The organism is Bacillus sp. C-3-6 (genome assembly GCF_054509685.1).
Genome location: NZ_JBSSBE010000002.1, coordinates 89,670 through 104,882, shown reverse-complemented (window position 1 = coordinate 104,882; position 15,213 = coordinate 89,670). Strand labels below are relative to the sequence as shown.

Genomic DNA, 15,213 nt, shown 5'->3' with positions numbered 1-15,213 from the left:
CAGCCGAGCTAACTCCCTTGTTCCAAGGGTTATTTTATTGCTATCTATGCTAACGCCAATAGGCGTATTGCTTCATTTTTGATATTGATAGCTGCGTTATAATCTCTATCGAGATTTACACCGCATATACAAGAATAGACTCGCTCAGACAATGGCATATTTTTCACATTTCCACAACTGCTACATGTTTTTGTGGAAGGAAACCATTTGTCTATTTTCACAAGCTGTTTGCCTTGTTCATTTAGTTTGTAAGCTAAGAAAGAAGTGAACATACCCCAAGCATTATCAGCGACGCTTTTTCCAAAATGAAGTGCTTGCGATATTCCCTTCATATTTAGATCTTCAATAGCTACAACATCAAAATGAGTAACTAACTCTTTAGACTTATGATGAAGGAAGTTCTTACGTTGGTTTGCTACTTTTTCATGCAGCTTAGCTACACGGATACGTTGTTTATTCCAGCGCCCTGAACCTTTTGTACGTCTTGATAATACTCGTTGAGCATTTGCTAATCGGTCTAACATTTCACGATAGAACTTAGGATAATTGGCTCTCTCATCCTCAGAACTGACGTATAATTGATCCATCGCAAAGTCTAATCCAACAACTGTTTCTACTTCTTTTTGTACGATCTCTTTTTCGTATTCAGTCAAAATGGACACATAGTATTTACCAGTAGGTGTCATAGAAATCGTACATGATTTGATTATATGGCCTTGTGGTATTTCTCTATGCTGTTTGATACGTACCATTTTCAGTTTTGGCAATTTGATATGACCGTTAAGCAACATAATATTTCCGTTCACTACATTCGTTGTATAAGACTTTCTGTCTTTTTTGCTTTTGAATGTTGGGAAGTCGTTTTGACCACGAAAGAAATTTTTATAGGCAGTTTGCAAGTTTAGTTGAGCATTTGTCAAAGCTAATGAATCCACTTCTTTTAACCACTCAAATTCTGCTTTGTATTTTGCAGGAGTGGGAAGCTTTTGTTTCTTTAGTTGATCCTTATCATCTTTATGTTTTTCATACGCTTCTTTCCGTTCAGCTAACATTCTGTTATACACGAAACGTACACAACCGAAGGTTTTACGCATAAGATGTGCTTGGTCTTCTGTTGGATACAAACGGAATTTATATGCTTTATTCTGCTTTGTCATATCATTTCACCTCACTTTTCACTTTGATTTTCAATATATGTTTTTACTACGTCTATTGACGAACCACCAGTAGTTAGCAAGCAAAAACTTCTTGACCAAAACATCTCTTTCCAAAGTTTCTTTTTCACTTGCGGAAAGTCTCTTTTAATAAGTCGAGAACTTGCACTTTTATAAGCATTGATGAATTTTGTCATTTCTGTATTAGGGTGTGCCTTGAACAAAATATGAACATGGTCTACATCATAATTCCATTCAACTAATGTGATGTTATAGTTTTCAGATAGTCGAACAAACATATCTTTTGCATAGCCTGACATATCATCATCAAACACATTTCTTCTGTATTTCACGACCAACACAAGGTGATAATATAACAAGAATACTGAATGGTTATTACTATCTAATTTCATTTATATACCAGCCTTTATAATTTATAAGACTGATTATATCAGAGGCAAAATAAAAAGGAAAACCTTTTGGCTACGCCAAACCGAAATTCATCTCCCACCTACCGTTGGGCTACGCCCTTCACACGCTTGAGGAAGGAGAATTCTTTCCGGAAATTCGTTAAAATATGATCAATCTAGGCCTTTTTATTTTGGTTAAATGGCATTGTCTATAAACAAATTAGTCAATGGCGTTTACATAAATAACTGTAGAGAGAAAAACTTTGTTATGGGGGTGTTTAAAATATTAAGTTGATAGGCAAGTGATGTTACCCTATTCCTATCAAGCTAATACTTTGATTATCATTTTATCTATTAATTAGCCGTAAGTTAATTATTAACCCATAAACTTGCCGGAATTTTAATATAAACCATAAAGACAACTAGAGTTAACGTGTTCTTAGCTAAAAAAACTAGAATATCAATAAAGCCTTCACTGAAAGATAGCACCAACAATAACCGAATTTCTTTCGCTAATCCTATAAATAAAAAGTCGATTTCCTGTACGTTAAGAAATCGACTTTTTAGTGAGTAACTTAATTTCTTTATTAGACTCGAGCTTGGTTAAATTAAATTTAAAATATCTTTTGGTGTATTTAATACATAATCAGCCTTTTCAAAACCTTCTTTTGTCTTTGAACCCCATAAAGCGAGTGCGAATTTAACACCAGCACTTTTCGCACATTGCATATCGTATATAGAGTCGCCGATGTATACTGACTCATTATTAGGAACATCTAATTGTTTCAAACAAGCTAATAATGGTTCAGGGTGTGGTTTGTGTTTATCCGTATCACACGCACAAATTATACGTTCAAAATGATCGCTTAGACCAAATGGCTCGAACTCGTCTATTAATTCTTGCTTAGTTTTTGATGTAACAATCCCTAGCTTTAATTTACTAAGGGATAACTCTTTAATAACGTCCTCTAATTCTTCAAACACCGAAACTTCATGGGAAAAATCTAGTACGGATTTGCACCATTTCGGATGGACAACGTCTATATTTTTAACATTTAATTTTTTTAAGGTTTCTTTTCCAGGAATCCCTAATGCAAATCTTAAATTCTGTAACGCAAAATCTTCCTTTAGTTCTTCTTTTAAAACTTTTTGTAAGGATTTTAGTATTGCTTTTTCTGTGTCTAAAATTGTGCCGTCTACGTCAAAAACAAGAGATGTAATCAAAATAAATCCTCCCGATTTTTTAATCTTCACTTGCAATTACTACTTCAACACCGTTTTCTTTCAAAGTGTTATATAAATCACTAGACATAACTTGATTTGTAATGAATGTGTCTATAGATTCAAGCGTTAAACCCTTATAATTTCGTCGCTGATTCCATTTAGTGTGATCTGCCACTAAAATAACTTGATCAGCATGTTTTATTAATTCACGCTTGAAATAAATATCTTCTTCAAAACCATAGTATATCCCGTCTTCTGTAATACCTGCGGTTCCAATGAATACCTTGTCAAAGTGATAATCTTTGAGTTTTTCAGTGGTCGAAGTCCCCGTAGTATGTCGAGAAACCTTATTTAAAGTTCCTCCCAAAAGGTGAATAGTCGTATCTTCAGAGTGAGCTAACATATAAGCAGTATCAATAGAGTTTGTCACAATAGTTACGTTCTTTGATTGTAAATGTTGCGCTACAAAGTTGACAGTTGTTGAAACGTCTAAATAAATCATGTCATTGTTTGCAATTATATTTGCAGCCTTCATTCCAATCAATTTTTTCGTTTCTAATTCAGTCTTTGACCGCACTTGATAAGTATCAATTTTCTTATGAAAAGTAGCTAAAGCCAATCCGCCATAAGTTCTAACTATTGCTTTGTTTTTTGAAAGTTTTACTATATCTCTTCTTGCAGTATCTCTTGAGATATGAAACATTTCACACATTTTTTTTATATTCATAGTTTTATTTGTTTCTAAATAATTAAAGACTCGTATCAATCGTTCTTCTTGATTCATAAGTAACCTCCATAAGAATATATTAAGTTAAAGTAAGTTATTATGCAAGTTAGTTTAAGTTATATTGTATGATAACACTCCTATAATTAAGTTATATTAAGTGTTTTTGGTGAAACTTTATTTTTAATGCCTTTATAATTTTAAGCGATTTTATGATGGATTTAAAATTTTATCGTTGTAAGCATAAATTTTCCAAAGTGGCAAGGTTATGGTCTAAATCACAGTTTATATGTCCAAATTAAAAAGATTACTTGCAATTATCCAGAAGCTTTTGCACCAGAACCTCATATAAACTCCACATATCTCTAGACAATCTACATTTAAACTCCAGATGGATACTTTACTATGGCATCAAGGAGGTTAGAAAACATGAATTTTATCAAACGATCATTTTTGAGTTTACAATCAAGAAAGGGAAAGTCACTTATATTACTTGCTATTTTTCTAGTTGTTACTAATTTGGTATTCGCTGGTTTTACGATTCAAAGTGCGTCCAGTAAAGCAACAGATTTGGCTAGACAACAATTAGGAGCTGATATCAACTTAAGAATTGATATAAATAAGTATTTGGAAGAACAAAACAGTAATCAAAATGCTAATGAAGCAAGAAAGGTACCAAGTATCGAAAAAAAAGAAGCTGATAAATTAAAGAACTCTAAGTATTTAGATCACTATAATTATCTAAAAAGTGCTATTGCTGAGCTGAAAGCGCTTCATAATATCGAACCATCTGGAGGAGCTCAATCATTTGGTCCAAATAATAATTTAAATTTTACTTTACAGGGTGTTAGAGACTTTTCTTTATTAGAAGCTGCTCAAGACAAAAAATTAAAACTTGTTGAAGGAGAGGGAATTACGTCAAAAACAGTAGGAAAAAACGTTGCTATGATTGAAAAAAAACTAGCTGAAAAAAACACTTTAAAAGTGGGTGATAAATTACAGATAGGTGAAGTAATGGATGAGGAACTTACCACGAAAGAGCTAGAAATTATAGGTATATATGAATCTAAAGAAGAGGCTCCATCTTTTGGAGGACAATCTTTTGCTTTATTAGAGCCTGCTAATCAAATATATGTACCGTATTCTGTTATGAATTCACTGGAAAATGCAATCTATTCATTAAAGGATCCTAAGGATATTGATGCATTTAAAGAAGAAGCAAAAAAAATGGGGTTACCAGCGTACTATGAATTAGATGCACATGATAACGTTTATAAACAGATGATTGGTCCAATCGAGAATATTGCATCTTTTTCGAAAACGATTGTAATTATGGTGTCTAGTGCAGGTGCAACGATTTTAGGATTAATAATTATGCTCTCTATTAAGGAACGTAGAAAAGAAATGGGAATTTTGTTATCTATAGGCGAGAAAAAGTGGAAGTTAATGGGTCAATTACTAGTTGAGGTATTATGTATTGCTGTATTAGCTTTTGGTTTATCTTTAGCAACAGGAGAGAAAGTTTCTCAAAAAGTGGGGGATAATCTGTTGTCTAGTGAAATAGAAAAGAATGAAGATAAACCGGAAGATCCTATAGCAAAGTTCAGCGGTAACCCTGCTGCAGACGTAGATCCGGTTGATAATATAGAGGTAAGTATTTCAACTGAAGATTTAGGAAAAGTAGGGGGGATTGGATTAGGAATCGCTATGCTAGGAACGATTCTTCCGGCATTATCCATTCTTCGTTTAAATCCAAAACAGATTTTATTAAAAGACGAATAAGGAGAATTTATATGGAGACAATTTTACAGTTTAAAAATATCAATTATCATTATGAAAGTAATAATAAGAGAACTACAATCTTACAAAATGTAAATTTTTCTTTTCAAACTGGAAGTTTTTATACTATCTTAGGGCCATCTGGTTCAGGAAAAACAACAACTCTTAGTTTAGCCAGTGGATTAGACGTTCCAAAAAGTGGATATGTCTTATATAAAGGAACGGATATACGTAAAATTGGTCTCGACTACTATCGAAATCAGTATGTATCAATTATCTTTCAATCTTATAATCTCATTACGTATATGACCGCACTTCAAAATGTTATAACAGCAATGGAAATAACAGGAGTCGATGTAAAAGACAAAAAGATAAGAGCATTGGAGCTACTAAAAAAAGTAGGATTGACAGAAATAGAAGCAAAAAGGAATGTGTTACAGCTTAGCGGTGGGCAACAACAACGTGTCGCAATCGCTCGTGCATTATCTTGTAATGTAGATTTGTTGATTGCAGATGAACCGACTGGAAACTTAGATCAAGAAACGTCCATGGAAATTATTGAGTTGTTTAAAGAGTTAGCACATAAAGAAAATAAATGTATTATTGTTGTAACTCATTCACAAGACGTAGCCAAACAGTCAGATAAAGCTGTTTATCTACAAAAACAGAATTTAGTTGTACAAGATGTTTCTTGAAAAACGAATGTGTTTACTTTAGAGAAAACAAAGGATGACTTAACTTCAAAGTAACATATTTCTGCCCAACAATTCAGCACGATTGTTGAATAGAATGACTTGCATTTTTTAAACAACTTTAAAAAGCCTTACTACACACAAATTGTAGTAAGGCTCTGACTATTTAAGATAAAAATTAAACGATTTTCTAATCTCTATACGAATAGGGATTAGAAAATAACGTATCCCCTCCGAAGAAAAGAGACTTTATTTTAACTTTCCTATTGATAGGTTAACACGATAATTCCCATACTTTAATAGTCTCCCTAGAAAGTTATCCAATTCTTCATTAGAAGCAAAATGTGTTTTTAATAAATAACATCCTTCACCACTTATACGATGTACTTCAGAAATTTCTTCTTCTTTTTGAAAGAAATTCATAAACTCTTGATGATTAGCTGATGTTACAAACAAAGTAACAAATGCAGTCACTGTTTGTCCTAGTTTGATTCGGTTTATTGCGATTGTATATTGTTCAATAATCCCTAAATCCTCTAATCTCCGAATTCGATTTCCTACAGCCTGCCCCGTCATATGTATTTTTTGGCCTAATTCTTTCCATTGTATTCTTGAGTTTTCTCCTAATAATTTCAGTATCTCAAAATCTGTTTGATCAATAATATAAACCAATCCTTTCATCGTGAAAGTAGAAAAGCAGAAAGTGTTTCGCCAACTTATTCAGCTTATCGATACAATTCACTATACTAAGTTTATCCTCTTACATCGCATTGTTTATCAGTTATATTTACTTATAACACAGAGGACGCAACAAAAAAATACATCTAGATTTAAAGGAGGTTACAAATATGTTATTACAAGATATTTTATCGTTCAATGAAAAATTTGTAGAAAATAAGGAATACGCCCCCAGTGAAGCAAAAAAAATGCCTAAGAAACGTATGGTTGTTGTTTCTTGCATGGATGCTCGTTTAATTGAGCTACTTCCAAAAGCTTTAGATATACACGATGGAGATGCAAAAGTTATCAGAAATGCAGGTGGTAAGATTGCTTCTCCTTTCGATAGTGTTATGCAAAGTGTTGTAGCATCAGTATATGATCTAAATGCAGATGAAATCTTTCTTATCGGACACCATAGATGTGGGGCGGGTCAAACTAATCCCAAAGGAACAATTCAAAAGATATTAGACCGTGGAGTAGCTTCACCAGAAATTATATCAGCTATTGAATATGCTGGTGTTGACCTTGAAAAATGGTTATTTGGATTCGATGATGTCTGCGATTCAACTCAAGCTAATGTTGATTTAGTAAGAAATCATCCACTTATTCCAAAAGATGTTCCTGTACATGGTTTAGTTATTGATCCTCACACAGGTAAATTAGATTTAGTAGTTGATGGATATAAAACATTAAGTGGTATGAAAAATTAATTATTACTTAAATGAAGGGAAGTTATTAGATATGAATAGACAAGAAGTCACGCAAAAAATTATGGAAGCAAAAATCGCAAAAGGCTTAACATGGGAAGAAATTTCAAAAGTAAGTGAAAACTCTGAGACTTGGGTTGTAACAGCATTATTAGGACAAGCTACAATGACACGTCCGGAAGCAGAAAAAATCGGTAAGCTATTGGAATTAGATGAAGAAGTAGTTCAGGCATTAACAGTAGTTCCACTTAGAGGTCAAGTAATGCAAATGCCTCCTACTGACCCAATCTTATATCGATTATATGAAATGATGTTACAATACGCACCAACTCTTAGAGAGTTAATCTTAGAAAAAGCCGGTGAAGGTGTAATGAGTGCAATTAACTTCAATCTAGGTGTAGATACACAAGAAGATCCAAAAGGTGGCGATCCTCGTATCGTTATTACACTTAACGGGAAATTCTTACCGTTCCGTACATGGTAATTAATTAAAAATCTATCTATATAATTAAAATGATTTTATAGAGTTACAAAATCCATCCTTTTTAATTTAACTGTATAGAAAGGATGGATTTTTTACTATGAGATTCTTTTTCGGTAAAGGAGAATAATATGAATAAAAAATACTTTAATACAAGCTTTAATATTCTACAGTGGTTTGTTTTTTTATTAGCAAATGCAATTGCATTACCTATCATTATTGGCGGTATATTCCATTTATCAATAGAAGATATTTCAACATTAATGCAGCGCACTTTTTTAGTCGTGGGAGTAAGTTCATTTATACAAGCTTTGTTTGGACATAAATATCCCATTGCGGATGGTCCAGCGGGTTCATGGATAAGTATATTTGTCATACTAGGACAAGTCGCTATGCATCAGGGACAAAGTGCAAAAGACGTGTTGCAACTTTTAGAAGGTGGATTAATTATTGCAGGTATATTACTCTTCGTTCTTGGTATAACAGGGCTTGTTCATCGAATCTTACGTTTATTTACCCCTTTAGTTATAGGAACTTTTCTTTTAACCTTAGCACTTCAGCTTAGTGGTGTGTTACTAAAAGGAATGATGGGATTACAAGGATCTGCAACTCATCCTGACTATCCAACAGCTACTATTGCACTCTTTGTTTTTGCCCTTATTACTTTCTTATCAATTAAAGGGAAAGGATGGATGAAAAGTTACGCTGTGTTACTTGGAATCTCATTTGGTTGGCTTTTGTATGCTGTTTTAGGAAAATCATCTCATATGCCTTCACACACACAGCTAGTTAAGTTACCACAGATATTCGCTTGGGGGACACCTAGATTCGATATTGGAATGACCCTAACTGCAACTTTATTTACATTTCTTTTAGTTGCAAATACAATTGCGGCTATTTCAGCTGTAAAACAAGTAGCTCCCTTATCTAAAGAAAATGAAAAGCAAATACTCAACCGTGGTATATGGGGCGGAGGTATATCACATATTATCTCATCGTTATTCTCTACAATTGGAATTGTACCATTACCTGCATCAGCGGGATTTATTCAACTAACAGGACAAAGAAAAGTGAATTCATTCCTTATAGCAAGTCTTATATTAGCAGGAATTTCGTTTATTCCCTCAATTGTAAGCTTTATATCCTTGCTTCCAGGCCCTATTGCTAATGCTGCCCTTTTAGCAACATTTGTCCAAGTAATAGGCATTTCATTTCAATCGATTTTACGTGAAGAATTAAATCAACGCCGATTAACTATATTAGGAATTACATTATTAATCAGTTTAGGAATAATGTTTCTTCCGGAAAGCGCATTTAGCGGAATTCCTTCTTCCTTACAATATGTTTTAAGTAATGGATTACTCGTAGGTACCATGATCGTCATTCTACTGGAACAGTTTTGGAAAAAGTAAAGGATTTATAAAAAGGAGTATTAGATAGATTTAATGATTGATTTTTTAGATGAAACTGCAACAGTAAAAAGAAATATTTTAATCTCATTAGAAAAGTATTAGAGGGCTTAACTTAGTGAAAGCATAAAGTGAGTGTAAACTAAAAGAAGCATAAGTTGGAAAAAATGTCCATTTTATGTTTCTTGTTATAAGGGGTAGCACCACATTGCTATCAAGCTAAGTTTATGCAAAGTCAATTTTAGACGAGATTGTTTCTTTTTTCTAAAGGGCAAGTGTAGAAGATTGAAAGATTTGCATACGAAATAAACCCTAACGGGTTTCACTTTTTTGAATTAAGCGGCTTGATTATCAGACAGGGTACAATTGTAAACGACACCTAATATATCAAAGACTGTTTTTTTCTCATATCGATGAGATTTCCGCCCGTTTTGCTGTAGGAGATTGAACAGGCGAAGTAACACCTTTGATAGCTCTTGGGTGTTTTTTTGTATAGTTTGGAATAGAAGAAGAAAATAGTCTTTAATCATATATATGGCTTTATACTCACTAAGCTCTCGTTTTTTCTTTATGAGGAGCAATTGGCGCATTTGAAACATGATAGAAGAACAGAGTAGAATGGCAATCAATTGACCATATAAATGGCACTCCAATCGTTCTGGTTTTATCTTTTTACAATGATGAATTTGAAAGAATGACTTCCACGTTTTAAATAAAATTTCGATTTGCCAACGCAAAGAATACCAGTCATGTACCTGTCCCATCGGGACAATATCTGTAGGGGTGTTTGTCATATATACATTGATACCACTGAGTCGTTTACTACGAGGAGAATATTTTATTCCTTTCTTTTTTTCTCTTACAGCTTGATCATGTAATCGTTTTTGTTGCTGTTGTTTTGTTAATTGATGAACAATTACACGAGCTGGCACTTTATCAATCATTCCTACATAAGCATCAGCTATTTCACATGTTTGTCCTGGTTGAAGGGAGTTCATTAACGTCTCCATATCTATCTGTATATACTCTGTACCTTTCTTAATGCTTCCATCTTGAAAATAATCAGGGCTAGGATTTTTTTGATACATACGTGTATTCGACTTGATACGAGAGATATAGTAGGCCTCTTTATCTTGTATATATTGAAGATCTTTTAAATGAAAATAACCTAAATCACGGATACATAAATCATTCGCTGTCACAGTTGGGGCACACAGAGAGCCGTAAGTGCGATCATGTTGTTTACCTGGACCTGTATGAATATGTAGGAACTGTCCACTTAACAAATCATACTCAAGTTGAATTTTTATCCCAGCTGTATGGCTGCATCCTACTGCACCTGGATAAACCGATGAAAATACATCCGGGAGTTGAAATGCAGTTGAATCTAAAATACGAATACGCTTGAAAACAGAAGTGTATGGAGAAGAAATCGGCATAGATGCGGCCAATTTTTTGCTTAGTAGTTCGGCTAGTAGGTGTTGTAAAAGTTGGACGGCCGCCTTATTAAACCGTTGATTCAGTCCTTCAGGACTGATGAGTACTTCCGTTGATGCTTCTAAACAGCTAGATAACTGAGTTAAAGAAGTCATAGCTACATTTTGGCTCACCCATACACATAAAGCGACTAAATCTTTTGCTTGGTACTTACTAGTTCGTTGTACAAAACCAACTTCTCTAGCAAGATTCCGTAATGTATTTGGAGATAAAAAACTTTGAATCTCTTGAGCAAATAGTTGTAATTCATCAGATACGGAAATAGACATACAAAAACGCCATCCTTTCCTATGATTTTACAGAAAGCATAGCGTATTTTTTCATTTTAGGGGGTATTTTGTTTATATTTTATAAATGTAAAAAGTTTTTGACATTTATTACTTAAGTAGGTAAACTAATAATGTAAAAAGTTTTTGACAAAATTAGGGGTGATGTTTATATAAATGGAGAACGTAATTCGGATTTTACGTAAGGAGAAAAAACTTTCCCAAGATGATTTAGCTAAATTATGTCATGTTTCAAGGCAAACGATTAATGCAATAGAAAATAATAAATATGATCCTACATTGGAACTTGCTTTTAGTTTGGCGAAAAATCTTGGTGTAACAGTTGATCAATTGTTTATTTATAAAAGCTAGATGAGGAGAAATAACAAATGAAGAATGGAATTAATATCGTATTTACTAGTTTTTACATTTTGATTATGGGTTTACTTGCGCTTGAGTGGTATCAGAAGCAACAGCTCTCTATCACCACGTTATTTGTAGCTACGCTCATTTTGCAATCATTATTCATGAAGAGAATTTTAAAAGGTAAAAAAGAGAACGATCATTTTATCGATGAAATGTTTTTACATATCAGACAGAAAAGCTTAGCAATTTGTTGTTTTATTATGTATGTATTAACTGTAGGTATTTTATTTATATCAGAAGGAACATGGAACTTTAACCATATGCATAACAAACCGTTAATCTTTTTAGTCTTTTTATATCCTATCGTTTACCAAATTAGCCATATGTTTGTTGGAAGGCGTAATTCTTAATTTGGATGCATAAACAATAAATTTATTTGTAAAGGAAAGATTAGAATGGAAATTATTTTAATAATTATTTTGGTTGGAATATTTAGCTTATTTACACGCAACTTAGCAGGGGAAGGTGGAGGTTTATCAAAGGGCGATGAACGTCAAAAAATAATATTTAAGGACGCTTCCATTACAAGTTGGCAAGTTATCCTTTTTTATGCTTTAGTACGTCTATTGGCAATCACACCATTTATAAAGCAATTATTTGTTAATGAAAAAACATCCATCCTTTTATCCAATTCTTTTTTTACAAATGGTGGAGATATCTTAGTTGTCGGTTTATTAGGATATACGATAGGGATTTTTAGTAGTTATATAAAGCGTACGCAAATTTGATAGTAGAGGTTACGCAACAGACTCATCTAGCTAACATTTTGAAGCGCCCCAAAAAGAAAATTTGGTCTTTTCATAGGTGTATATGAGATTTCAGTCCATTTTTTCGTTTTGGGGTATTTGCTTTTCTTAGGTTGATAGCGATGGGGTAGCACCACATGCCCATCAAGCTAAAAATGGATTTTCTATGAAAATCCATTTTTTTAGTTGTGCCACGATTACCGTTTCTGTTTCGTTATCAGATAAGCTCAAATTTCTTCCTCATCTTAAAGTGGAACAAATTTATTACTTAAATTGTCTATTTAGTACACTTTTTAAATATGAATATATTTCTTAAAGTGGCTTCAATAATTTTAAGTAAATCAACAGGAGAATTGAAAGGCAGGAGAAAGTAGCATGTCAGAAAATTATCGTTCTCGAGAGGAGCGACGACAAGTTAAAAAGAAAAAACAGCCTGCTGCTAAGAAACAAAAAGCAAAAGGTAAAACATCATTTTTTCGTAAGTTTTTAGTTAGTTGTTTATTACTTGGTATTGTGGGGTTAGTCGCAGGGGTTGCTACCTTTTTCGTTATGATTAAAGATGCTCCAAAACTTGAGAAAGCAAAACTTGTTAATCCGTTATCCTCAAAAATTTATGATAAAGATGGGAAATTGATATATGAATATGGAAAAGAAAAACGAACGAATATTATGTATGATCAGATTCCTAAGTTAGTAGAAAATGCGTTTTTAGCAACAGAAGATGCACGTTTTTACGAGCACAGTGGCGTAGACTATAAAGGTACTGCACGTGCAGCCTTAGTCAGCCTAAAAGGGGATTACGGCTCTCAAGGTGGAAGTACGATTACACAGCAAGTTATTAAGAATTACTTCTTATCGATGGAAAAAACGTCAAAGAGAAAGGCGCAAGAAATATATTTAGCATATAAGCTAGAACAACAGTATTCAAAACATGAAATTTTAGAAATGTATTTAAATAAAGTTTACTTAGGTAACCGTTCATATGGAATCGCAACAGCAGTCCAAAATTACTATGGTAAGGAATTAAAAGATTTAACACTACCAGAAGTTGCAATGCTTGCTGGTTTAATGAAAGCTCCTAATAACTATGATCCAACGAAAGAACAAAATATCAAAAAAGCAACAGAAAGAAGAAATGTTGTACTTAAATTAATGAATCGACATGGTTATATTACAAAAAAAGAAATGGAAGAAGCATCAAAAGTTCCAGTAACAGAAGGACTTAAGAAAGCAACTGAACAAAAAGAAATGCCCTATCCGGCTTTTATGGATGCGGTTGTGAAAGAAGTTGAAAAAGAGTTGCCAGATGTTAATATCGGATCTGACGGTTTAGAAATTTATACAACATTAGATCCAAAGGCACAGGATTTTGCGGACAAACTTTTAAATAAAGATATTATTAATTATCCAAATGAGAAATTCCAAGGGGCTTTCACATTTATGGATACGAAAACAGGAGAAGTACGTGCAATTGGTAGTGGGCGTGGTGAAAATAAAGCTGTTTTTAAAGGACATAATATTGCAATTGAATTAAATCGCTCAGCAGGTTCAACGATGAAACCAATTTTTGATTACGCTCCTGCAATTGAATATTTAAAATGGGCTACTTACCATCAAATTGATGACTCTCCATTTAAGTACTCAACGGGACAAGAAGTTAGAAATGCAGATAGAAAGCATTTAGGACTAATTACAATGCGTGATGCATTGAAGACGTCCCGAAATATCCCGGCAATAAAAACTGCAAAAGAAGTAGGAATTAATAGATCAAAAGGTTTCTCTGAAAAGCTAGGTATTACATTTAATGTAGCACCGACCGAATCAACAGCGATTGGTACAAATGAAGCGTCGCCGACTGAAATTGCAGGTGCTTATGCGGCATTTGGTAATGATGGTAAGTATACGAGGCCACATTTTGTTAAGAAAGTCATTTATTCAGATGGTAAAACAAAAAGCTTTGAGCAAAAGTCAAAACGAGTTATGAAGGATTCTACAGCATATATGATTACTGATATGCTTCGTACTTTTGTTTCATCTGGATTAGGTACAACAGCTAATATAAGTTCTTTAGATATAGCGGGTAAAACAGGTACAACAAACTATTCTTTAGAACAAATAGCACAATATAATCTACCAGAAAGTGCAACTCGTGATAGTTGGTTTGCTGGTTATACACCACAATATACGATGGCAGTATGGACCGGATATACAAAGGATAGTAAAGATGATTATATTAGTAGTAAAAATACGAAAATAGCTCAATTGATTTTTAAAGAAATGATGAGTAAGTTTGCTACAGATAAGTCACAATTTAAAATGCCGAACAGTGTAGTTCAAGAAGGTAGCGAATTACGTATTAAAGGTGAGAAGCGTGATTCTTCTCCAAATACGAAAATAGCAAGTACGACTGAACAGCCGAGTGAAAATAAGCAAAAAGAAAAGCAAAAGAAACTAGAAGAGCAAAAACAGAGTGAGCCAAATAATGGTAGTGACCAAGGAAATACAACACCACCAAACAATGGTAATGGCCAAGGAAATACAACGCCGCCAAAAAGTGGAAGTGACCAAGGGAATACAACACCACCAAAAGGTGGAAGTGACCAGGGAAATACAACGCCACCAAAAGGTGGAAGTGACCAGGGAAATACAACGCCACCAAAAAGTGGAAGTGACCAAGGGAATACAACACCACCAAAAGGTGGAAGTGACCAGGGAAATACAACATCACCAAAAGGTGGAAGTGACCAGGGAAATACAACGCCACCAAAAAGTGGAAGTGACCAAGGAAATACAACGCCACCAAAAAGTGGTAGTGATCAAGGGAATACAATACCATCAAACAATGAGGATGACCATGGAACGCCACCGCCACCAAGTAATGATGGGAATACAAGAGAGGCTCCAGATAATAATGGATAATAAGTAATCATATAATCAAAAAAACGCTATTCTCTTTGTAGAAAAATACAGAAAGGATG

15 protein-coding genes are annotated in these 15,213 nt (G+C 33.7%); 9 read left to right on the top strand and 6 right to left on the bottom strand.

Annotated features, from left to right (window positions below; all coding sequences use genetic code 11):
• Window positions 1–44: 44 nt before the first annotated feature.
• The 4 genes from ACW0JX_RS27310 to ACW0JX_RS27295 all read right to left on the bottom strand — a co-directional run bounded on the left by ACW0JX_RS27310 (window position 45) and on the right by ACW0JX_RS27295 (window position 3,572).
• Entirely contained in the window at window positions 45–1,157 is a 1,113-nt protein-coding gene (locus ACW0JX_RS27310) for an RNA-guided endonuclease TnpB family protein (RefSeq protein WP_459245930.1), read from the bottom strand.
• 11 nt (window positions 1,158–1,168) lie between these two features.
• Window positions 1,169–1,567 (bottom strand): IS200/IS605 family transposase, encoded by a 399-nt coding sequence (tnpA, locus tag ACW0JX_RS27305; protein WP_459245929.1) that lies wholly within the window; start codon window positions 1,565–1,567, stop codon window positions 1,169–1,171.
• Window positions 1,568–2,167: 600 nt separating this feature from the next.
• Complete coding sequence (locus tag ACW0JX_RS27300) at window positions 2,168–2,788, bottom strand: HAD family hydrolase (RefSeq protein ID WP_454471588.1); 621 nt, start codon at window positions 2,786–2,788, stop codon at window positions 2,168–2,170.
• Window positions 2,789–2,807: 19 nt separating this feature from the next.
• Window positions 2,808–3,572 (bottom strand): DeoR/GlpR family DNA-binding transcription regulator, encoded by a 765-nt coding sequence (locus ACW0JX_RS27295; protein ID WP_459245928.1) that lies wholly within the window; start codon window positions 3,570–3,572, stop codon window positions 2,808–2,810.
• Window positions 3,573–3,941: 369 nt separating this feature from the next.
• On the opposite strand from ACW0JX_RS27295, the gene ACW0JX_RS27290 reads away from it, so the two are divergent.
• Both ACW0JX_RS27290 and ACW0JX_RS27285 read left to right on the top strand, forming a co-directional pair.
• Window positions 3,942–5,294 (top strand): ABC transporter permease, encoded by a 1,353-nt coding sequence (locus ACW0JX_RS27290; RefSeq protein WP_459245927.1) that lies wholly within the window; start codon window positions 3,942–3,944, stop codon window positions 5,292–5,294.
• Between the two features lie 11 nt (window positions 5,295–5,305).
• On the top strand, window positions 5,306–5,986 hold the full coding sequence (locus ACW0JX_RS27285) for an ATP-binding cassette domain-containing protein (RefSeq protein WP_168411578.1): 681 nt from the start codon (window positions 5,306–5,308) through the stop codon (window positions 5,984–5,986).
• Between the two features lie 246 nt (window positions 5,987–6,232).
• Here the strand turns inward: ACW0JX_RS27285 and ACW0JX_RS27280 are convergent, their stop codons facing one another.
• The gene (locus tag ACW0JX_RS27280) at window positions 6,233–6,664 is read right to left on the bottom strand and encodes an Lrp/AsnC family transcriptional regulator (protein ID WP_048564971.1); all 432 of its coding nucleotides are present in this window, start codon (window positions 6,662–6,664) and stop codon (window positions 6,233–6,235) included.
• A 167-nt stretch (window positions 6,665–6,831) separates the two neighbouring features.
• Here ACW0JX_RS27280 and ACW0JX_RS27275 point away from each other — a divergent pair, with 167 nt between their 5' ends.
• The 3 genes from ACW0JX_RS27275 to ACW0JX_RS27265 all read left to right on the top strand — a co-directional run bounded on the left by ACW0JX_RS27275 (window position 6,832) and on the right by ACW0JX_RS27265 (window position 9,303).
• Window positions 6,832–7,413 (top strand): beta-class carbonic anhydrase, encoded by a 582-nt coding sequence (locus tag ACW0JX_RS27275; protein WP_459245926.1) that lies wholly within the window; start codon window positions 6,832–6,834, stop codon window positions 7,411–7,413.
• Window positions 7,414–7,444: 31 nt separating this feature from the next.
• Entirely contained in the window at window positions 7,445–7,894 is a 450-nt protein-coding gene (cynS, locus tag ACW0JX_RS27270) for a cyanase (protein ID WP_048564973.1), read from the top strand.
• Between the two features lie 128 nt (window positions 7,895–8,022).
• On the top strand, window positions 8,023–9,303 hold the full coding sequence (locus ACW0JX_RS27265) for a purine/pyrimidine permease (RefSeq protein WP_459245925.1): 1,281 nt from the start codon (window positions 8,023–8,025) through the stop codon (window positions 9,301–9,303).
• A 332-nt stretch (window positions 9,304–9,635) separates the two neighbouring features.
• Here the strand turns inward: ACW0JX_RS27265 and ACW0JX_RS27260 are convergent, their stop codons facing one another.
• Window positions 9,636–11,066, bottom strand: a complete 1,431-nt coding sequence (locus ACW0JX_RS27260) for an IS4 family transposase (protein ID WP_459245924.1) — start codon at window positions 11,064–11,066, stop codon at window positions 9,636–9,638.
• A 174-nt stretch (window positions 11,067–11,240) separates the two neighbouring features.
• Between ACW0JX_RS27260 and ACW0JX_RS27255 the strand changes: the two genes are divergently transcribed.
• The 4 genes from ACW0JX_RS27255 (at window position 11,241) to ACW0JX_RS27240 (ending at window position 15,154) form a co-directional block, all read left to right on the top strand.
• Window positions 11,241–11,435: a helix-turn-helix transcriptional regulator gene (locus ACW0JX_RS27255; RefSeq protein WP_033700006.1), complete on the top strand. Its 195-nt coding sequence runs from the start codon at window positions 11,241–11,243 to the stop codon at window positions 11,433–11,435.
• 17 nt (window positions 11,436–11,452) lie between these two features.
• Window positions 11,453–11,839 (top strand): hypothetical protein, encoded by a 387-nt coding sequence (locus ACW0JX_RS27250; protein ID WP_089172254.1) that lies wholly within the window; start codon window positions 11,453–11,455, stop codon window positions 11,837–11,839.
• A gap of 45 nt (window positions 11,840–11,884) precedes the next feature.
• Window positions 11,885–12,217: a hypothetical protein gene (locus ACW0JX_RS27245; RefSeq protein ID WP_089172253.1), complete on the top strand. Its 333-nt coding sequence runs from the start codon at window positions 11,885–11,887 to the stop codon at window positions 12,215–12,217.
• A 393-nt stretch (window positions 12,218–12,610) separates the two neighbouring features.
• Window positions 12,611–15,154 (top strand): PBP1A family penicillin-binding protein, encoded by a 2,544-nt coding sequence (locus tag ACW0JX_RS27240; protein WP_459245923.1) that lies wholly within the window; start codon window positions 12,611–12,613, stop codon window positions 15,152–15,154.
• The last annotated feature ends 59 nt before the right edge of the window (window positions 15,155–15,213 follow it).